The sequence below is a fragment of the Halomonas sp. HAL1 genome (genome assembly GCF_030544485.1).
In the GTDB taxonomy this organism is placed as follows: Bacteria; Pseudomonadota; Gammaproteobacteria; order Pseudomonadales; family Halomonadaceae; genus Vreelandella; species Vreelandella arctica.
The window spans coordinates 3,261,314-3,280,939 of the sequence record NZ_CP130610.1; the positions used below are offsets into that span (position 1 = coordinate 3,261,314).

General features: G+C 54.9%; 18 protein-coding genes and 4 tRNA genes. 14 read left to right on the forward strand and 8 right to left on the reverse strand.

Features of this window, described 5'->3' with window-relative positions; genetic code table 11:
• Positions 1 to 33: 33 nt before the first annotated feature.
• The 5 genes from Q3Y66_RS15280 to Q3Y66_RS15300 all read right to left on the reverse strand — a co-directional run bounded on the left by Q3Y66_RS15280 (position 34) and on the right by Q3Y66_RS15300 (position 1,344).
• A tRNA-Val gene (locus tag Q3Y66_RS15280) sits at positions 34 to 109 on the reverse strand.
• A 52-nt stretch (positions 110 to 161) separates the two neighbouring features.
• A tRNA-Asp gene (locus tag Q3Y66_RS15285) sits at positions 162 to 238 on the reverse strand.
• A gap of 58 nt (positions 239 to 296) precedes the next feature.
• Positions 297 to 373 (reverse strand) — tRNA-Asp (locus tag Q3Y66_RS15290).
• 69 nt (positions 374 to 442) lie between these two features.
• Positions 443 to 518, reverse strand: a tRNA-Val gene (locus Q3Y66_RS15295).
• Positions 519 to 588: 70 nt separating this feature from the next.
• The gene (locus Q3Y66_RS15300; RefSeq protein ID WP_008955983.1) at positions 589 to 1,344 is read right to left on the reverse strand and encodes an alpha/beta fold hydrolase; all 756 of its coding nucleotides are present in this window, start codon (positions 1,342 to 1,344) and stop codon (positions 589 to 591) included.
• A gap of 164 nt (positions 1,345 to 1,508) precedes the next feature.
• Here Q3Y66_RS15300 and ccoN point away from each other — a divergent pair, with 164 nt between their 5' ends.
• The 11 genes from ccoN to fnr all read left to right on the forward strand — a co-directional run bounded on the left by ccoN (position 1,509) and on the right by fnr (position 12,620).
• On the forward strand, positions 1,509 to 2,933 hold the full coding sequence (gene ccoN / locus Q3Y66_RS15305; RefSeq protein ID WP_008955982.1) for a cytochrome-c oxidase, cbb3-type subunit I: 1,425 nt from the start codon (positions 1,509 to 1,511) through the stop codon (positions 2,931 to 2,933).
• Positions 2,934 to 2,952: 19 nt separating this feature from the next.
• Positions 2,953 to 3,561, forward strand: a complete 609-nt coding sequence (gene ccoO / locus Q3Y66_RS15310; protein ID WP_008955981.1) for a cytochrome-c oxidase, cbb3-type subunit II — start codon at positions 2,953 to 2,955, stop codon at positions 3,559 to 3,561.
• Positions 3,562 to 3,564: 3 nt separating this feature from the next.
• On the forward strand, positions 3,565 to 3,789 hold the full coding sequence (locus Q3Y66_RS15315; protein WP_008955980.1) for a CcoQ/FixQ family Cbb3-type cytochrome c oxidase assembly chaperone: 225 nt from the start codon (positions 3,565 to 3,567) through the stop codon (positions 3,787 to 3,789).
• Complete coding sequence (gene ccoP / locus Q3Y66_RS15320) at positions 3,786 to 4,715, forward strand: cytochrome-c oxidase, cbb3-type subunit III (protein ID WP_008955979.1); 930 nt, start codon at positions 3,786 to 3,788, stop codon at positions 4,713 to 4,715. Before Q3Y66_RS15315 ends, ccoP begins: the two co-directional genes overlap by 4 nt.
• A 147-nt stretch (positions 4,716 to 4,862) precedes the next feature.
• Positions 4,863 to 6,302 (forward strand): cytochrome c oxidase accessory protein CcoG, encoded by a 1,440-nt coding sequence (gene ccoG / locus Q3Y66_RS15325; protein ID WP_008955978.1) that lies wholly within the window; start codon positions 4,863 to 4,865, stop codon positions 6,300 to 6,302.
• 6 nt (positions 6,303 to 6,308) lie between these two features.
• Complete coding sequence (locus tag Q3Y66_RS15330) at positions 6,309 to 6,842, forward strand: FixH family protein (RefSeq protein WP_008955977.1); 534 nt, start codon at positions 6,309 to 6,311, stop codon at positions 6,840 to 6,842.
• Complete coding sequence (locus Q3Y66_RS15335) at positions 6,839 to 9,298, forward strand: heavy metal translocating P-type ATPase (protein ID WP_008955976.1); 2,460 nt, start codon at positions 6,839 to 6,841, stop codon at positions 9,296 to 9,298. The genes Q3Y66_RS15330 and Q3Y66_RS15335 overlap by 4 nt, the downstream gene beginning before the upstream one ends.
• Positions 9,295 to 9,537, forward strand: coding sequence for a cbb3-type cytochrome oxidase assembly protein CcoS (ccoS, locus tag Q3Y66_RS15340; protein ID WP_008955975.1), 243 nt, complete (start codon positions 9,295 to 9,297; stop codon positions 9,535 to 9,537). Before Q3Y66_RS15335 ends, ccoS begins: the two co-directional genes overlap by 4 nt.
• Positions 9,534 to 10,229, forward strand: a complete 696-nt coding sequence (locus Q3Y66_RS15345) for a sulfite exporter TauE/SafE family protein (RefSeq protein ID WP_008955974.1) — start codon at positions 9,534 to 9,536, stop codon at positions 10,227 to 10,229. The genes ccoS and Q3Y66_RS15345 overlap by 4 nt, the downstream gene beginning before the upstream one ends.
• A 101-nt stretch (positions 10,230 to 10,330) precedes the next feature.
• On the forward strand, positions 10,331 to 11,770 hold the full coding sequence (gene hemN, locus Q3Y66_RS15350) for an oxygen-independent coproporphyrinogen III oxidase (protein ID WP_008955973.1): 1,440 nt from the start codon (positions 10,331 to 10,333) through the stop codon (positions 11,768 to 11,770).
• A 103-nt stretch (positions 11,771 to 11,873) separates the two neighbouring features.
• Positions 11,874 to 12,620: a fumarate/nitrate reduction transcriptional regulator Fnr gene (gene fnr / locus Q3Y66_RS15355; RefSeq protein WP_008955972.1), complete on the forward strand. Its 747-nt coding sequence runs from the start codon at positions 11,874 to 11,876 to the stop codon at positions 12,618 to 12,620.
• Here fnr and ttcA read toward each other — a convergent pair.
• The 3 genes from ttcA to Q3Y66_RS15370 form a co-directional block, all read right to left on the reverse strand.
• Positions 12,613 to 13,524 carry a tRNA 2-thiocytidine(32) synthetase TtcA gene (ttcA, locus tag Q3Y66_RS15360; RefSeq protein WP_035586014.1) on the reverse strand — a complete coding sequence of 304 codons (912 nt, stop codon included), beginning with the start codon at positions 13,522 to 13,524 and terminating at the stop codon, positions 12,613 to 12,615. The two genes, fnr and ttcA, sit on opposite strands and share 8 nt — an antisense overlap.
• Positions 13,525 to 13,630: 106 nt before the next feature.
• Positions 13,631 to 14,284, reverse strand: coding sequence for a DNA polymerase III subunit epsilon (locus Q3Y66_RS15365; RefSeq protein ID WP_008955970.1), 654 nt, complete (start codon positions 14,282 to 14,284; stop codon positions 13,631 to 13,633).
• A 5-nt stretch (positions 14,285 to 14,289) separates the two neighbouring features.
• On the reverse strand, positions 14,290 to 16,119 hold the full coding sequence (locus tag Q3Y66_RS15370) for a DUF294 nucleotidyltransferase-like domain-containing protein (RefSeq protein WP_008955969.1): 1,830 nt from the start codon (positions 16,117 to 16,119) through the stop codon (positions 14,290 to 14,292).
• Between the two features lie 675 nt (positions 16,120 to 16,794).
• Between Q3Y66_RS15370 and Q3Y66_RS15375 the strand changes: the two genes are divergently transcribed.
• The 3 genes from Q3Y66_RS15375 (at position 16,795) to Q3Y66_RS15385 (ending at position 19,488) form a co-directional block, all read left to right on the forward strand.
• Complete coding sequence (locus Q3Y66_RS15375; RefSeq protein WP_008955968.1) at positions 16,795 to 17,055, forward strand: DUF4212 domain-containing protein; 261 nt, start codon at positions 16,795 to 16,797, stop codon at positions 17,053 to 17,055.
• 6 nt (positions 17,056 to 17,061) lie between these two features.
• Positions 17,062 to 18,843: a sodium:solute symporter family protein gene (locus Q3Y66_RS15380; protein ID WP_008955967.1), complete on the forward strand. Its 1,782-nt coding sequence runs from the start codon at positions 17,062 to 17,064 to the stop codon at positions 18,841 to 18,843.
• A gap of 135 nt (positions 18,844 to 18,978) precedes the next feature.
• Positions 18,979 to 19,488, forward strand: a complete 510-nt coding sequence (locus Q3Y66_RS15385) for a hypothetical protein (RefSeq protein ID WP_008955966.1) — start codon at positions 18,979 to 18,981, stop codon at positions 19,486 to 19,488.
• The last annotated feature ends 138 nt before the right edge of the window (positions 19,489 to 19,626 follow it).

The following is a 19,626-nucleotide window of genomic DNA, read 5'->3' on the forward strand; positions in this document are numbered from 1 at the left end:
CAGCGGTTCAGAGGCGCTTTAAATGGTAGGCGATGGTGGGTGGTACTGGGTTCGAACCAGTGACCCCCAGCTTGTAAGGCTGGTGCTCTCCCAACTGAGCTAACCACCCAATCTGCTAATAAGTCCTACAGGCACTTATCAACCTTGCTTAGCAGTTATCGTGGCGGACCGGACGAGACTCGAACTCGCGACCTCCGGCGTGACAGGCCGGCATTCTAACCGACTGAACTACCGGTCCGAATAGCGATAACGTACTTTAATGCTACTTGCTCATAAAGCAGATACTGATTTGATGTTGGCGGACCGGACGAGACTCGAACTCGCGACCTCCGGCGTGACAGGCCGGCATTCTAACCGACTGAACTACCGGTCCGTTATGCACATCAAAGCTTAATCTTACTTTTTACTTCACGATTCCAACCATTTTAGCGATTACTAAATATGGTGGGTGGTACTGGGTTCGAACCAGTGACCCCCAGCTTGTAAGGCTGGTGCTCTCCCAACTGAGCTAACCACCCGCTGGTCACGTGGCGCTGCATTCTACAGAAGGTTGTTTCAATGTCAACATGCTGCGCTTAAAAACTGCTTTTAAGCTAGCGCGTTGCCCTCTTCTTTCAAGCCTTGGCTGTGAACGCGGACGAAGGATGCCGCAACCTGGGTGGCTTCGTCAATCAAAAACGTTTGCGTTAGCCCAGAAGAGCGCCGTGGCTTGAAATCGTGATCGCCATCTTTCAGCCAAGCCAGCTGTGCATTAGCGGGCAGCGTATAGCTTGTGACCTCCTCCTGAGTACCGAAAGGATCTCGCTCGCCTTGTATCACTAGCATGGGGCAAGTAATCGTCGGCCAGTGTTCCAAACGAAGCTTTTCCGGCACTTTGGTGGGATGAAACGGGTAACCGGCCACCACGACACCAGGGCACGGTTGTTGACTGGCTAACAGCGTCGCCACGCGGCCGCCCATTGATTTCCCCCCAACCCAAAGCGGCCCGTCAAACAGGGAATCAAGTAGCGCATACCACTCGGCAAACTGGGCAAGCGTCTGCGCGATCGGAGGCGGTGGGCGTCGCTTGCCGGTTTCCTGCATTTGCTGCATATAGGGGAAATCAATACATAGAACTTGTATGCCCCGCCCAGCCAAAGAGGTGACAAATTGACGCATGAAAGCGGACTGCTGGCCGGCGCCAGCGCCATGGGCAAACAGCAAGCGTCCTATTTTGGCCTCACCATGAACCGCCAACGGCCCCATGCCCTGCACCAAATAACAGCCGTTTGAGTCGAGATGAGTCTCTTCGCTTAATGCGTCTGGCGTTAGCGAAATGTAGTCAGACAAAGCGTAATGTGACATGCACCGCTCCTAATAATTCAATGATTAACCTATTGGCATGTTCAGCTTAAGCCTCGGCTGCGCTAGAATCCTCGTCGGATCTTGACCTGCATCATCAAGCGGGTGGCCGCATCCGTGCAAAATGCCACGGGTTACCCCCTAACCGCGTTCGATGGGAACATGAAATGAGCACAGCACTTGAACACCCGACCTACAACTACAAGGTAGTTCGGCAGTTCGCGATTATGACCGTTGTGTGGGGCATCGTGGGAATGACCGTTGGTGTCATCCTCGCCTCGCAACTGGTTTGGCCGCAACTGAACCTCGGCATACCTTGGACCAGCTTCGGGCGACTGCGTCCGTTACACACTAACGCCGTTATTTTCGCTTTTGGTGGCTCGGCGCTCTTTGCAACGTCCTATTACGTTGTTCAACGAACGTGCCAGACACGGCTATTCTCGGACAGGCTGGCGGCCTTTACGTTCTGGGGCTGGCAAGCCGTTATTATCTCAGCGATCGTGTCGCTCCCCATGGGCTACACCACGACCAAGGAGTACGCTGAGCTAGAGTGGCCGATCAATATATTGATTGCAGTCGTTTGGATCAGCTATGCCATCGTGTTCCTGATGACGCTTAAAAAGCGCACCACGTCGCATATTTATGTGGCGAACTGGTTCTTTGCGGCGTTTATTTTAACCGTTGCAGTGCTGCATATCGTCAACAACGCGGCGATCCCGGTTACCCCGATGTACTCCACCTCGATCTACGCTGGTGCGGTGGATGCCATGGTGCAGTGGTGGTACGGCCATAACGCGGTAGGCTTTTTCCTGACCGCTGGCTTCCTGGGCATGATGTACTACTTCGTGCCGAAGCAGGCTGAGCGACCGATCTACTCTTACCGTCTTTCCATCGTCCACTTCTGGGCGCTGATCATGATTTACATGTGGGCAGGTCCGCACCACCTGCACTACACGGCGCTGCCGAACTGGGCACAGTCGCTGGGCATGATCATGTCGATCATCCTGTTGGCGCCCTCTTGGGGCGGCATGATCAACGGCATGATGACCTTGTCAGGGGCCTGGCATAAGCTACGCACGGATCCGACACTGCGCTTCTTGGTAGTGGCCCTATCGTTCTACGGCATGTCGACGTTTGAAGGCCCGATGATGGCCATTAAAACGGTCAACGCGCTGTCGCACTACACGGACTGGACCATTGGCCACGTTCACTCCGGTGCGCTCGGCTGGGTAGCGATGATCACTATCGGCTCAATGTACCACCTGATCCCGCGCGTATTCGGTCGCACTGAAATGCACTCCGTCAACCTGATTGCCGTGCACTTCTGGCTGGCCACTATTGGCACCGTGCTCTACATCGCCTCCATGTGGGTTAACGGCATTCTGCAAGGCCTGATGTGGCGTGCGATCAACCCTGACGGCACCCTGATGTACACCTTCGTTGAAGCCGTTGAAGCCAGCGCGCCGGGCTACTTTGTGCGCTTAATCGGCGGCCTCTTCTGGGTTACCGGCATGCTGATCATGGCATTTAACGTTTACATGACCGTTAAGCGTCGTGAGGCCATCAGCCATTCAGCGCCACAAGCTGCTTAAACCGGGGAAGTTGAGACCAATGAAACACGAGATTGTCGAAAAGAACGTTGGCCTGCTTGCCGTGTTGATCCTTGTCGTGATCAGTTTCGGCGGCTTGGCTGAGGTGGTGCCACTGTTTTTCCAGAAGCAGACCACCGAGCCGGTTGAAGGTCTGGAGCCTCTATCAGCGCTGGAACTGGAAGGCCGTGACATCTATCGCCGTGAAGGCTGCGTGGGCTGTCACTCACAAATGGTTCGCCCGTTCCGCGCTGAAACCGAGCGCTACGGCCACTACAACGTGGCGGGTGAGCAGGTTTATGAGCACAATTTCCTGTGGGGTTCCAAGCGTACCGGGCCGGATCTGGCGCGTGTAGGCGGCCGCTATAGCGACGACTGGCACCGTGCTCACCTCTACAACCCGCGGGATGTAGTACCCGAGTCAATTATGCCGGCTTACCCCTGGCTGTTTGAAAACACCCTCGATGGTGACGCCACACCGAGAAAGATGCGCACGCTGCGTCAGCTAGGTGTGCCGTATACCGACGAAGATATCGCCAATGCAACTGCAGATGTCCGCGGCACCCAGGAAATTACTGCCCTGGTCGCGTATCTACAGCAGCTCGGAACCGTGCTCGAGGGCACTCGTTAAGTTATGGATACGGGAACTTTTCGCGGACTCATCACGCTGATCTTGATTTTCGCTTTTATCGGCATCGCCCTTTGGGCGTACTCCAAGCGACGCAAGCCAGACTTCGACGAAGCGGCCAACCTGCCCTTTGCCGATGAAGATGAGCAACCGACCAGTGACAAGCACGCGTCGCATGAACGCGATAGCGAAGCGCATTCCCGCCAAGACAGGGGAGATAAGAAGTTATGAATAATTTATGGGGTGACTCCCTATCCGGCTTCTGGAGTGCCTGGATCATTATCATTACGCTGGGCACAATTGCGCTGAGCGTATGGATATTGCTCTCCAACCGTCGTACCGATAAAACGCCGGATGCTGAAGGCAACGTAGAAACCACTGGCCACGCTGCCGACGGTATTGAAGAGTATGACAATCCACTGCCTCAGTGGTGGTTCAAACTGTTCATTCTGACGGTGATCTTTGCGCTGGGTTATCTCGTTCTTTATCCCGGCCTTGGCAACTACGCCGGGGTGCTGGGCTGGTCGCAAGAGGGCCAGTGGGAAGAGGAAGTTGCACAAGCAGAAGAACGCTTCACACCGATTTTTGCCCAGTATCAGGAAGTGCCTATTCCTGAGCTAGCCGAAGATAACGAAGCGATGCAGGTGGCGGAACGCATTTTCCAGAACAACTGCGCAGTGTGTCACGGTTCTAACGCGCAAGGTGGCTACGGCTTCCCGAACCTGACCGATGACGACTGGTTATACGGCGGAGAGCCCGACAATATCGTTCAAACGCTGACGAATGGCCGTAACGGTCTGATGCCTTCCTGGCAGCAGCTAGGGCAGAACAATATTGAGAACCTGTCTCAATACGTGCTCTCGCTGTCTGATGAAGCGCATGACGAGGCACAAGCTGAACAGGGCGAAAGCACTTTCACAGCAGTCTGTGCGGCTTGCCACGGCCCAAGCGGCACGGGTAATACAGCCCTCGGCGCGCCTAATTTGACCGACAATACCTGGCTCTACTTGGCGCCCGGCCAAGAGGTAGGTGACTCCATCCGTCAAACGCTACGCAATGGCCGTAACGGTCATATGCCGGCGCAAGCGGCTTATATTGGTGAAGAGCGTGTTCACCTGGTCGCTGCCTACGTATATAGCCTGCGCTTAGCGGACTAATTGACTAGTCAGCCCTACTAGCCAAGCAAGGGTGCGGCCTCAAACCGCACCCTTTCTTTATGCGCAAACCGATACAATATTGACCATGCACCGCCTTTACGAGACTAGGGTGCACTCTCTCCTGCCTTCTGAGCCGGGAATACCGCCATGGAAAAGATACCGACCCAAGACGTCACGCCGAATCCGGTGGGGCATCACACTCCTCCACAACAACCGGTTACTCAGGAAATGTACGCCAAACGGCGTCACATTTATGTGCGAGAAATTAAAGGTATTTTCCAGAAACTACGCCGCAGTACTAATTGGGCGTTAATGATGATGTTTTTCCTAGTGCCCTGGATTAACCTTGGCGGCCGGCCACTCATTCTATTCGACCTGCCTAATCGTGAATTCCATATCTTTACCGCCACGTTTTATCCGCAGGAGTTCATACTGCTGTCGTGGCTGTTGATCATTTGTGCTTTTGGGCTGTTCTTTATTACCGTTTTTGCTGGTCGGGTGTGGTGTGGTTATACCTGCCCGCAAAGCGTTTGGACCTTTCTGTTTATCTGGCTTGAACACCGCATCGAAGGCTCGCGTAATCGGCGCATCAAGCTCGACGATCAGCCGATGACAGCGGATAAGGCGTGGCGTAAAACTGCCAAGCACACCGCTTGGCTACTGATAGCGCTCGCTACCGGCATCACCTTTGTGGGCTATTTCACACCGATTCGCGATTTAGTGGCGGAGTTACCAACATTTGAAGCCCATGGCTGGTCCTACTTCTGGGTGGGCTTTTTCCTGGTATTCACCTACCTGAACGCGGGTTGGCTGCGTGAACAGGTGTGCATTTATATGTGCCCCTATGCCCGCTTTCAATCGGTAATGTTTGACCGTGACACCCTGATTGTCTCCTACGATGAGTCCCGCGGCGAACCTCGCGGGCATCGCAAAAAAGGGCTGAGCCACCAGGAAGCGCGGCAATCGGGCTACGGCGACTGTATCGACTGCGACCTGTGTGTGCAGGTCTGCCCCACCGGCATCGATATCCGCGATGGGCTGCAGTATGAGTGCATCACCTGCGCCGCCTGCATCGACGCCTGCGACAGCGTGATGGACAAAATGGGCTACCCACGAGGGCTGATACGCTACACTACCGAAAACGCGCTTGAGGGCAAAAAGAGCCATATAATGCGCCCTCGCCTGCTAGGCTACTTTGCCGCATTGGTGCTAATGATAGGCACTTTTGCCTGGGCGATTAATGACCGCATGCCACTTAACTTTGACGCTGAGCGCGAGCGCACCCAACTTTACCAAACGACCCGCGACGGCCTGATTAGTAATGTGTTTACCCTGACCATTCGTAACCTTGATGACCAGGATCACACTTACCAGCTGAGCGTTTCCGGGCTGCCCAGTTTAGCCTTAGAGAGCAATATGATTGACGTGCCTGCGGGTGAGTCGCGCTTAGAAGTCGTTACGGTGACCGCTAGCCCTGACGAACTACAGCAACCCAGTCACGACATTGTATTCACACTGCAGGCTCAGCAAGACGAACGTATTCGCCTTGAGCGGGATGCCCGCTTCCTGGGCGATATTAGGAGATAAACGACGATGTCATCCCTACCCTCTAGCGAGAAGGTGATCCCCTGGTACAAGCAGTTTTGGCCATGGTTTCTGATCGGCATTCTGCTCTCATCCATTATGTTCAGCATTACCTTTGCCGTTATGTCAGTTAAAAGTTTTGATGGCATGGTAGTGCAGGAGGATTACTACGAGCATGGCAAAGCCATTAATATGGTACTTGCCAAGCAGGAGCAGGCGCGCGCTCTGAACTTAAGCGCCGAGCTACGTCTTGATCCGATGACCAGCGACATCGTGGTTGATTTAAGCGGCGATGCGCGTCCCGACAAGCTCTATCTGGACCTCATCTTCCCTACCGAGGATGACCGTGATCAATCGTTCATACTTGAGCATGTCCGTGACGGCCGCTATATCACCCAGGGGCCCGACAACCTGCGCTACCGCTGGTACCTACAGATTCAGCCCGCACTAGAAGATGCCGACTGGCGCCTGACGGGTGAAGCGACGTTCCCGAAAGAAAAGAGCGTCGCGCTATTGCCAGGAGGGCGTCCAGAAAGCGAATGAGCAACGCCGTGCCTGCCTCTGACTGCTACCACTGCGGTAACCCGGTGCCCGCTGCGGCACCCTGGACGATTACCCTGGATGACCACACCCACCCGCTTTGCTGCCCCGGCTGCGAAGCGGTGGCTCATGCCATTGTCGACGGCGGGCTAGAGAGCTACTACCGCTACCGGACCGAACTTCCCGAACGCCCCGATGAACACCAAGCCGCCAAAGCAGACACGTGGTCGGTGTTTGACGACCCCGGCCTGCAGGCGCAGTTTGTTCACCCTGATGGTGATGAGGGCAACGTCAAAGCCACCCTCGCCATTGAAGGCATTACCTGCGCCGCCTGTGCGTGGCTGATTGAACACCGCCTGAATGCGTTGGAGGGAATTACCACCAGCGCGGTTAATTTAACCCACCACCGACTGCGCGTGAGTTGGGACCCGCAGCAGCTTAAACTCTCGCAACTACTAGCCGAACTGGCTGCAATTGGCTACGACGCTCAACCTTACGAACCGGATCAAGCCCAAGCACGCATGCAGCATGAAGAGCGCATGAACGTGCGGCGATTGATCATCGCTGCAGTAGGCATGATGCAGGTGATGATGTTCTCGATCCCCATTTATGTCTCCGGCCCCGGTGAAATCAGCGACGATTTCTACGCGCTGTTCCACTGGCTCTCGTTTGCCTTAGCAACGCCGGTAGTATTTTTCTCCGCCCAGCCGTTCTTTCGCAATGCCCTGCGCGACCTGCGCACCGGCGTACTGGGGATGGATGTGCCAGTGTCGCTGGCGATCGGTGGAGCTTATCTTGCCAGCAGCTATGCGGTGCTGTTTAACGTCGGCGAGGTCTATTTTGACTCGGTCGCCATGTTCACCTTCTTTTTGCTGTTTGGGCGCTACGTGGAAGGCCGCGCCAGGCGCCGCAGTGGGCATAGCGGCAATGCGCTGAGCGGCGTACTGCCAATCTCGGCCACACGACTGGAAAGCGACGGCAGCGAACGCATTCTGCCCGCTAGCGAACTCGCCCCGGATGATCGAGTCTTGATCAAGCCCGGCCACGGCGTGCCTGCCGATGGCGTGATCGAGGAGGGTGAATCGAGCCTGGATGAATCCATGCTGACCGGCGAATATCTACCGGTCACCCGTCGGGTGGGCGACCGCATTATCGGCGGCAGTCAGAACATGGAAAACCCGCTGGTGATCCGAGTTACCCACGCCGGGCGCGATGCCCGTGTGGCGGGCATTGTCGATCTCACCGACCGCGCCTTTGCCAGCCGTCCGCGGCTGGCCCAGATGGCAGCACGCATGGCCCACCTGTTTGTACTTCGCCTGTTAGTGGTGACCGCCTGCATCACCATCGCCTGGTGGTTTATCGACCCCTCGCGGATGCTCTGGGTACTGCTTTCGGTGCTGGTCGTGACCTGCCCTTGTGCGCTGGCACTGGCGACTCCCGCGGCCCTGACCGCAGGCCACGGCCAATTGCGCAAGCGCGGCGTGTTGATCACCCGCGCCGATGCCATGGAGACGCTCTCCAACGTAACCCGGGTAATCTTTGACAAAACCGGCACGCTCACCCGCGGCGAGATGCACCTGACCCAGACCAAACCGTTCGGCGAATTAACCGCCGATCGTGCCCAGGCGATTGCCGCGGCGCTCGAAGCCCACTCAGAACACCCTATCGCCCGCGCCTTTCGTCCGTTTCGGGATGCAACGCTTCAGGCAAAAGATATTCATAGCCATACCGGTCAAGGACTAGAGGGCACGCTAAACGGCGCGCGCTGGAAGCTGGGCAAACCAGAATTTTCCACTGGAGAACCCATTTCGGCACCCGCCAGGGGGCAATGGCTGCTGCTGAGCGAAAACGGCGAACCCCGCGCCTGGTTTGGTCTTCATGATGGCATTCGTGATGACGCTGCTGCCACGATCAAAGCCCTACAGGCCCAGGGGCTAACCGTGGAGCTGCTCTCCGGTGATACCGTCGATGCTGTGGAGAGCCTGGCCAACCAACTCAACATAACGACGTGGCACGCAGGCACCAGCCCAGAAGGCAAACTGGCCCGGATGAAAGAGCTTCAAGCCGCTGGCGAAACCGTGGTGATGATTGGTGACGGCATCAACGACGTGCCGGTGTTAGCCGGTGCTGATGTGGCAATTGCCATGAACGGTGCGACGGACTTAGCCCGCACCCGCGCCGACGCGGTGCTGCTCAGCCCACGCCTGATGCGGATTTTTGAGGCTATCGAGATTTCCTGCGCGACCCGGCGTATCATGCGCCAGAACATGATCTGGTCAGTATGCTACAACTTTTCGGCGCTGCCGCTGGCGGCCATGGGGCTGGTGCCACCCTGGATGGCGGCCATTGGTATGTCGCTCAGCTCGCTAGTGGTGGTGGGTAACGCGCTGCGGCTGTCACGCTGGCGTACGACGCCGCCCGCCTCTTCGCCAAGCGCTTCAACACCGGTAACCGCATGACGATTCTGTATCTACTCATTCCGCTTTCACTTATTCTGCTGGGCCTCGCCGTCTGGGCATTCTTTTGGGCGGTGAAAAATGATCAGTTCGACGACTTGGAAGGCCCGGCGCACCGCATTTTGTTTGATGAAGATGAGAACGACCTAACCCCTGAACAGCGTCAACAACTTCAGCGCGCTAAGCAAAAGCCGACTATCCCCGCCGAAAACTCAACCGACGACCAAGAGCCCCGGCCATGAATCCAACCGGCCTTGACCTGCCGCCACTGCTGGCGGCGTTCGTGTTTGGTTTGATGGGCGGCGCCCATTGCATTGGCATGTGTGGTGGCATTATGAGCGCGCTCACTTTTGCAGTCCCCCCCAGCATGCGCCATCCGGCGCGTATGGGAGGCTTGCTGCTCAGCTATAATGCAGGTCGTATTACTAGCTATATGAGCGCAGGCGCACTGGTAGCTCTACTAGGCACACTGTTTTCCCTCTCAGCCACGGCGCGAATGCTGCTACAAGTGTTTGCGGCGCTGATGCTGATCCTGATGGCGCTGTATATCGCCAACTGGTGGAAAGGGCTGCTGAAAGTGGAAGCGGTAGGCCGCCGCCTATGGCGCTTCATCGAGCCGGTAGGGCGACGTTTAATGCCAGTAGTTCATTTACCCCAAGCCTTTGCGCTGGGGGCGATATGGGGCTGGCTGCCCTGTGGGCTGGTCTACTCCATGCTGGCTTGGAGCTTAGCGATTGCCGACCCGCTCCAGGGCGCACTGTTGATGGGTGCGTTTGGGCTGGGCACGCTGCCTGCGCTGCTGGCCACCGGGCTTGCCGCGCGCCAGTTAAGCCACCTGATTCGTCACCCGGCAACGCGCAGCGTGGCCGCGCTGACGATCATTGCTTTTGCGCTGTGGCAGCTGTGGACACTCACAGCACACAACCTGCATTAACATGACATGGCTCAATATTTATATCGGCGCCGCGCGTTAGGCTGGCTCTGGCTTTGAAAAAACAGCCTTTAAAACGCCCCTTTTAACGCCGGAGCCACTTCATGCCCGTTCATGCCCCCGCGGCTTCTTCTACGATGACTTCAACCATGGCCGGGGCAGCACCGGAGCAGAAAAAGTGGGATGAAGCCTTGCTGCGCCGTTACGATACCAGCGGCCCGCGCTATACGTCTTACCCCACGGCGTTGTCGTTTCACGACCAATTTACCCCGAGCGATTTGACTCAGGCGTTAGAGCGCAGCAATGCCAGCCACCGTCCTCTTTCGCTGTATGTGCATATCCCCTTCTGCCGCAAGATTTGTTTTTACTGCGCGTGTAATAAAATCGCCACCAAGAACACCGCCCTGGCCGAGCCGTACCTATCCCGGCTTGACCGTGAAATGGTGCTGACCGCTCGCCACCTGGATACCACACGACCGGTGAAGCAGTTGCACTGGGGTGGCGGAACACCGACGTTTCTTAACTTGAACCAGATGGGCGACTTGATTGATCGTCTGGACGCGCGCTTTGGTCTCTCGTCCGCGTCTGATCGCGATTACGCGATTGAAATCGACCCACGCGAAGCGGACGTATTTACGCTGCGCCACCTGCAATCGCTCGGTTTCAATCGCATCAGTTTAGGCGTGCAGGACTTAAGCCCGCTGGTGCAGAAAGCCATTAACCGTATTCAGCCAAGAGTACTCACCGAGACGCTGATGGATGAAGCGCACCGGCTGGGCTTTCATTCGCTCAATCTCGATTTAATATACGGCTTGCCCTTTCAGACTGAAAAAAGCTTTGCAGACACCCTGCGCCAAGTGATCGAGTTAAATCCAGCACGGCTTTCTGTGTTTAACTACGCCCACATGCCCGAGCGCTTTGCCCCCCAGCGGCGGATAAATGTCGATGACCTGCCGGGCAGCGAAGAGAAGCTGGCGATTCTGCGTACCACGATAGAGATGCTCACCGCGGCCGGTTATGTGCACATCGGTATGGACCACTTTGCTCGTCCTGATGACAGCTTGGCGATCGCCCAGCGCGAAGGCTCGCTACAGCGCAACTTCCAAGGCTACTCCAGCCACGCCCAGTGCGACTTAATCGGGCTTGGCGTGTCGGCAATTTCTCGCGTCGATGATGTCTATGCACAGAACCCTAGCGATCTGGCCCGCTATGAAGCAGCGCTGGATCAGGGCCAGCTGGCAACCGTTCGCGGGCTGCGCTTAAGTAACGATGACCTGATACGCCGGGACGTCATTGAGCGACTAATGTGTGATATGCGCATTGATCTGGCCGCCATCGGTCAACGCTGGAAAATTGATGCCCCGCATTACTTTGCGCAAGCGCTTGAGCACTTACAGGGCGCCGAGCGAGATGGCCTGCTGACGCGCAGCGGCGACCAGCTTAGCGCGACGCCTATGGGCCGACTGCTAATTCGTCACTTAGCCATGGCGTTTGATGCTCACCTACCGCAGCACTCAGGCACGCACTACTCAAAGATTGTGTAAACAAGCTATCGCTAACGAAATGAAGCTTCCATAATAAAGGAAGCCTACCTCAGCCCAGCGTGAGAATTACCTGACACCCAAGACGCTACGCAAGGAGCTACGCATGTTGGAACCCATGAGCCGCCGACGCTCGCTACTCCATGAAGCTCGCTGCCAAACCTGCAGCTTGAGCTCACTGTGCCTGCCGCTTGCCCTTGAGATAGACGATGTGGGGCAGTTCGATGCCATTATTCGACGCCGTGCGCCGCTGAAAAAAGGCGAGCCACTATTTCGCCAAGGCGACAGCTTTACCAGCGTTTATGCGGTCCGCTCAGGCAGTTTGAAACAGGTCACCTCAGAGGGAAACGGCAGCGAGCAACTGACCAATTTCTACCTCCCGAGCGAGCTAGTGGGGTTGGACGGGATTGATGAGGAGCACTACCCAGGAAGTGTAATTGCCCTGGAAACGACCACCGTTTGCGAGATTCCCTTTGATCGCTTGGACTCACTCTCAGAGGAGTTGCCCGAACTGCGTGGCCAACTGTATCGCAGCATGAGCAAAGAGTTACGCGATGACCGGCGCATGATGCGCCTGCTGTCACGTAAAACTGCCGACCAGCGGCTAGCGAGCTTTTTAATAACACTTTCGGATCGTTTTCGTCGCCGTGGCTACTCGCCCTACAGTTTCCGCCTTTCCATGCCCAGGGCCGATATCGGCAACTATTTGGGTTTAGCGGTGGAAACCGTCAGCCGTATTTTAAGCCGCTTTCAGCAGCAGAGCGTAGTGGCGGTGTCCGGGCGAGAGGTCAATATTCTTGATATGCAGCGCTTAATCACCCTCGCCGAAGAGGAGCAGCAAACGGTTAACTGACGTTAAATGCCTGAATGCGCCCGGCCAATAGCTCTGCCTGTTTGGCTTCTAGCCCTTCAAAATCAAACAGGCTGCGATCCGCCAGCTGGGAAGGCGCAATATTAGTTACCGCCTTAAACATGCTTTCCAGACGGCCGGGGAATTTTTTGTCCCACTCAGCGAGCATCTCTTTGACGACCTGGCGCTGCATATTGGGCTGCGAACCGCATAGATTGCAGGGAATAATCGGAAATTCCATCAGCCGTGAAAACTCGGCAATATCCGCCTCTTTGCAGTAAGCCAGCGGCCGAATGACGATATTTTTACCATCATCAGAAAGCAGCTTAGGCGGCATCGCTTTTAAGTTGCCGCCAAAGAACATATTGAGAAACAGCGTTTCAAGGATATCTTCGCGGTGGTGGCCCAGGGCGATTTTATTGGCGCCAATCTCTTCAGCAAACCCGTACAGCGAACCGCGGCGCAGACGTGAACAGAGCGCACAAGTCGTTTTACCTTCTGGCGTTTTTTCTTTCACCACCGAATAAGTATCACGCTCGACAATGTGATATTCCACGCCCTGCTTATCCAGATACGCAGGCAGCACGTGCTCGGGAAAACCGGGCTGTTTTTGATCCAGATTGACCGCCACCAGTGAGAAATTGACCGGCGCATTGCGCTGCAAATTGCGCAAAATCTCCAGCATCGTATAGCTGTCTTTGCCGCCGGAGAGACAGACCATCACACGGTCGCCTTCATTGATCATCTGGTAATCAATAATCGCATTGCCTACTTCTCGGCGCAGGCGCTTTTGCAGCTTGTTAAATTCACGTTTCTGCTTAGCATCGGCCAGCTCTGGCGAGTCTTGCTCAACATCAGCGAGGGCGGCTCCGAGGGAAGCAGGGTCAAAATGATCAAGAGATTGCATGGTATAAGCACTGCCGAGGGTGGAAGGCATTCAAGAAAAAAGTGACTGCTATTCTAACAACACTCACCGCCCTGACCCAACTACTCGTATGCAGAGCTGCTTATCACTAAGCAGCCTCCGCCATAATGCGCTGCAGGCGCATATAGAGCAGCGCACTGGAAGTGGCCTCGCCTAACACACCCTGCATCCCCATCGCGGGTACTTGCCAGCACGCCAGCGCTTGGGCAAAGCTACTCCGCGCCTCTATCTCCGGGTGCAAGCGCCGCAGCTGGCGCTGGTGCAGCTTTTCCACGTCGACCTGGGCATTGGGCAGCGCGAAATCCAACCGCTTTCTCAGCAACGCATTTAACGCTCCAATCCGCTTGTCTAACTGCCAACCGACAATAGGACGATTGCCAATAAACTCTACTAACGCATTTAAATTGTCGCGGTTTGGCGCCGCCACCTCCCCCGCCTGGCTCAGCAGGTGGTGGCGACGCAGCGATGCATTGCTAGCCTGCCCCGGTGCGCCTAACGTCAGCACAAAAGCACGGCTGGTACGCACCTGCTGTTGGCTAAGCACCACGGCGGCCAAACTGATCACAGGTGACGTCGGCGTTGGCGTTGATGTGCAGGCAAGCGCTACTAGTTCTTCGCCCATATAGGGCTGAAAGAGCCAGGCATAGGGAGAATCAGCACAGCGCCGCCGGTCGCTTTCGCGGCGCAATAAGGTGCGCAAGGAGCCGCTAAAAAGTGCCACGTGTCGATCTAACAGCCGCATTCCGCTCACGAATACTCCAGATGATAACGATGGGAAAGCCGCTGCTTAAAGTCTTTGACGATATGCAAAGCTTCACGTAATAAGTCGCGTTCTAGCGAAGAGAGGCTTTGCACCACGACACGATTGGTGCGGTTCGCCTCTTGCGATGTGCTACTTGCCTCTAGGGCCGTGAGCTGCTGTTTGAGACGCAGCTCGGAAAACAGCGCCAGCGCTTCGCCCAGGTCGTCGGCGAACCGGCGATCCAAGCGGCCATCGGCGGCCAGCGCGTCTAAACGATCCAGTGTTGAGGTCGCTTTGATCCGTCGCTCAAGCGCCATGGTGCGAACGCCATGAACAATGGGAAAAATGCCACCTTTCTTGATATCGATACCGTGCTGAGGCTTTTTCAGCGAGCCAAACAGCGTCAGCGGTGTGGAAAAGCGTAGCGCCGTGCGCGCAAAGTACGAAAGCAACAGCTCATCACGAGAACAGCGTTCAAATAGCTCTTCTCGTACGCTCTCAAGCAGACCGGGGTTACCGGCCACAGCATGAGCATCAAGCATAATCGCCAGCTTCATCAGGCTGTCGCCATCCCGCTCGCTTGCCCATTTGGCAATGTTGCTCTTCCACTGTGACACCGTGGCCACCCACTCAGGGTTCGAGACCATAATATTGCCGGGGCACGGCGGGTAGCCAAGCTGGATTAGGGTATCGGTGAGCGTTTGCATGTGGCTCATAAGATCCGGCCACTGCGCGTCGTCGGCGAGAATCAAGCCATTATCTTGATCGGTTTTTAGTATTTGTTCGCCGCGCCCTTCGCTACCCATCACCATCATGCAGCTCTGTTCGCGGTACTTCTCAGCAATAGTGAATTCCCATGCCTTGCTCATGATACGGCCATTCAGCGCGGCGAGTAGATCCATCGCAAAACGTAGCTTTACGCCTTGTGCCATCAGCGCCTTCACCAGCTCCGGTGTGCGCTGGCTGGCCGCCGACAGTGCTTCCAAACTGCCCGCCTGTTCGACTTGTAGACTCACCACGTAGCTGCGACTGGAGAAATAGCTAAGTACGTCGGTGAGTTCGACGACGCCTTTGAGAACGTTTTGCTCAAGCACCACTACCCGCGTCACTTTATGCCGCGTCATCAGTACCAGCACTTCAAACAAGTATTGATCCGGCGCGACGGTGACTAGATTAAAATGGGCGATCTCATCAAGCGGCGATGACACTGCGCTACCACCCAATACCAACCCATTGAGCAGGTCGGTTTTCGTCACCATGCCTAGCTTGCCTTGAGTCTCTACTAGCAGGCTGTCGGCGTGGCTGTCGTTGAGCTGCTTCACAGCGCTGGCAATATCCGTAGCCGCCGCCATTAACAGCGGCGCACGCATGCATTCGCTTACCTTGGCCAACATAAAACCCGCCATGGTGACGCCACCTTCGGCACGCTTTTCAGTCAGTAAGCGCGCTTTATGCGTTAGCGATTGGCGAAAGAAGTTACTGAAATCCGGGTAATGACGGCAAAGCTGCTGAAACAACGCTTTGGGCAGTAGGTAACACAAGCACTCCTGCTCGGCCTTAAAACGATAGCGGCTTTTACCATTGAGAATGCTGATCGCGCCAAATAGGTCCCCGGCCGTGTAATGACCAATACGCGAGGTAGACGAGGGCAGCGTGGGGTCGATTTCTGCCACTTCACCTTTATGTATCAGGTAAACAAACTCTCCCGCCTGCCCGGTCTCTAGGATTATTTCGTCGCGGTCAAAATACGCAAGATCAATGCCACGGCGAATGTGGTCACGACCTTCATCGTCAAGAAGCGTGAACGGCAGTTGGGATAGATCCACATCGACCATTGTGCATGACCTCATTCAACTAAAGGCGAACTAGAAAATAAAGTAAATAAGCACTCCGCCCGACATTGATCAACATCAAAGGAGCCTTTCCAACGCTTCAAAAACGGTAATCGATTATTATGTGAAGGTGGTGGTACGGGTATAAAGGATTCACTTCCCAACTAGCAAGTATAACGTCGTTATACCTTTAGCTATCACGCTAAGGTCGAAGCGACTTTTGATACACGACCAAAGTCTCAACACCTACTAATCACGATTAGCCTTAAAATGCTTGCCATGTATTTAAAGTAGCCAATAACCACTTATATTTGCTCACTAGACTATCGTCCTATAGCTCTGCAAACGCCTGCAAACTTCGCTTAAAAAGCGCCTAAAAATTCGTATTTTCAACCACATACAAAAACGAAAGAGCACTTTAGCTGTTTATTGATACCAAAGTCTGGGATTTATTTTTTTGTGTTTATTGCCCAGTATTAACAATGAGTCATGCAGGGTAATCGCACGTCACTTACTAACTCGAAAGTCTATATCGAATAATAAGGGGATGTGTTGACGAAAGCTGGCTCACCACTCCTTACGATTGAGTGGCTTTCGACGTGCGATTGCCCTGATGGGTCACACGCTATTCCTCGTGAACTTTCCCAACCTTAAAAATCACAAGTGGAGAGCAACACAATGGCAGACGACAAAACTAATGCTGCTGAATACTGGAAAGCTAACGTCCGCTTAATTTTCGGATGCCTAGCTGTTTGGGCATTTGTTTCTTACGGATGCGCTATCCTGTTTCGCCCACTGCTCGCCGGTATTTCGGTCGGCGGCACCGATCTTGGCTTCTGGTTTGCACAACAGGGCTCCATTTTAACGTTTATCGTGCTGATCTTCTTCTATGCCTGGAAGATGAATAAGCTCGATCAAAAATTTGGACTTGGGGAGTAAGCCGGTATGAGCCAGTTTGCAATTAACCTACTGTTCGTAGGCTCCTCCTTTGCCCTCTATATCGGCATTGCGATTTGGGCACGAGCAGGCTCGACAAAAGACTTCTACGTCGCGGGCGGCGGCGTTCATCCGATCACTAACGGTATGGCGACTGCGGCTGACTGGATGTCAGCGGCATCGTTTATCTCAATGGCGGGCCTGCTGGCCTCTGGTGGTTACGCTAACTCCACCTTCCTTATGGGCTGGACCGGTGGCTACGTTATCCTTGCGATGCTGTTAGCTCCTTACCTGCGTAAGTTTGGTAAGTTCACCGTGCCTGACTTCATTGGTGACCGCTTCTACAGCAACACCGCTCGCCTGGTGGCGATTGTGTGTTTGATTGTAGCGTCAGTCACTTACGTAATCGGCCAGATGACCGGTGCGGGCGTGGCGTTCTCACGCTTTCTTGAAGTCAGCAACACTTGGGGTATCTGGCTAGCTGCGCTGATCGTTTTCCTCTACGCCGTGTTTGGCGGTATGAAAGGCATTACCTATACCCAGGTAGCTCAGTACATTGTTCTGATCATCGCTTACACCATTCCTGCGGTATTTATTGCCTTCCAACTGACCGGCAACCCGATTCCGATGTTCGGCATGTTCAGCACGCACACTGAATCCGGTGTACCGCTGCTGGAAAAACTGGATGATGTGGTCAATGCGCTTGGTTTCCAAGACTACACCGCCGATGTGGACAATAAACTCAACATGGTGCTGTTCACGCTGTCGTTGATGGTCGGTACCGCCGGTCTGCCCCACGTTATCATTCGCTTTTTCACCGTACCTAAAGTGGCTGATGCACGCTGGTCTGCCGGTTGGGCGCTGGTGTTCATTGCACTGCTTTACCTCACCGCACCAGCGGTAGGTTCTATGGCACGCTTGAACCTGATGACCACGGTCTACCCAGAAATGGCTGGCCAAACCGAAAACTACGAAGAAGCAGCAAACAATCCGATCCTGTACGAAGAGCGTCCTGACTGGTTCCGCACCTGGGAAGAGACAGGCCTGATCAACTTTACAGATACCAACGAAGACGGCCGTATTCAGTTCTACAATGATGCAACTGACTACACCGACCGTGGCTGGGAAGGCAACGAGCTAACCGTTAATAACGACATCCTGGTACTCGCCAACCCGGAAATTGCCAACTTGCCCGGCTGGGTCATTGGCTTGATTGCAGCAGGGGGTATCGCGGCAGCACTCTCTACCGCAGCAGGTTTGCTCCTAGCGATCTCGTCGGCGATCAGTCACGATTTGATCAAGACCATGATCAATCCGAAAATCACCGAAAAAGGCGAAATGTTAGCGGCTCGAATCTCCATGGGCGGCGCGATTCTGCTGGCCACCTACTTGGGGCTTAATCCACCGGGGTTTGCGGCACAAACGGTGGCACTCGCCTTTGGTATCGCTGGTGCATCGCTATTCCCTGCGCTGATGATGGGTATCTTCTCCAAGCGGATGAACAACTCTGGCGCGATCGCCGGTATGCTGGCGGGCTTGATTTGCACCCTGCTGTACATCTTTACGTACCTGGGCTGGTTCTTCATTCCCGGCACCAACACGCTGGCCAATACGCCTGACAACTGGATCTTGGGCATCTCGCCGCTCTCCTTCGGTGCGGTGGGCGCGATGATCAACTTCGCGATTGCCTTTGCAGTTTCCAGAGTGACCGCGGCACCGCCGCAGGAAATTCAGGATCTGGTGGAAAGCGTTCGCTATCCCAAAGGTGCTGGTATGGCGGTAGATCACTAAGTCATACTACTTCCTGATGCGTTATCGCAATACAGCGATAACGCTTTGGAATCGACCTCACCATCGGGCTTCCTAACGGAGGCCCGATGGCTTTTATAGATAGCTCTTATAGACGGCTTTTAGAAAGGATATTTTATGATATGGCATTTGATCGCCGCCGTTTTTGCGGGCCTTGCGGCCGCCGGGATTGGCCTGATACTGCGCAACCTGAGCGGCAAACGTCTGCCCAAGTGGATCGTACCGGTGTTTGGCGCGCTGGGTATGTTGGGCTATCAAGTTCAGGTGGAGTACAGCTGGTTTGAACACAAGCAGGCGCAGCTTCCCGAGACTGCGACGGTTATTTCAACCGAAAGCACCACCGCCGTATGGCGTCCCTGGACTTTTGCCTTCCCGATGACCACCAAGTTCAGCATGGTGGATAGTGAAAGTATTCGTTTCAGTGAGCAGGATGGCACCCGCTTAGCAGAATTTATTCTTTATCAGTTTGAGCGTCACCACACCGATATATTGATTACCCAGCCTTATTTACTCAATTGTGAGAGCCGTGAGTTAGTGCCCTTAGATCAAGACTCCCGCGACCCTATCCTTGAAGAAATACGCACGCTGCGCGAAACATCACCGCTACTCAGCAACGTATGTGCATAGATAAAGAAAGCCGAGGTAACAACAGGCCTAAAGATAACAGTAAGTCTAAGTAGTGGTCGTACATGGCCCCCTATTTTGCCTAGAATAAAGCATTTTTTATTAGCGCACGTTTAGCACACATAATAAGTGGGTCGCACA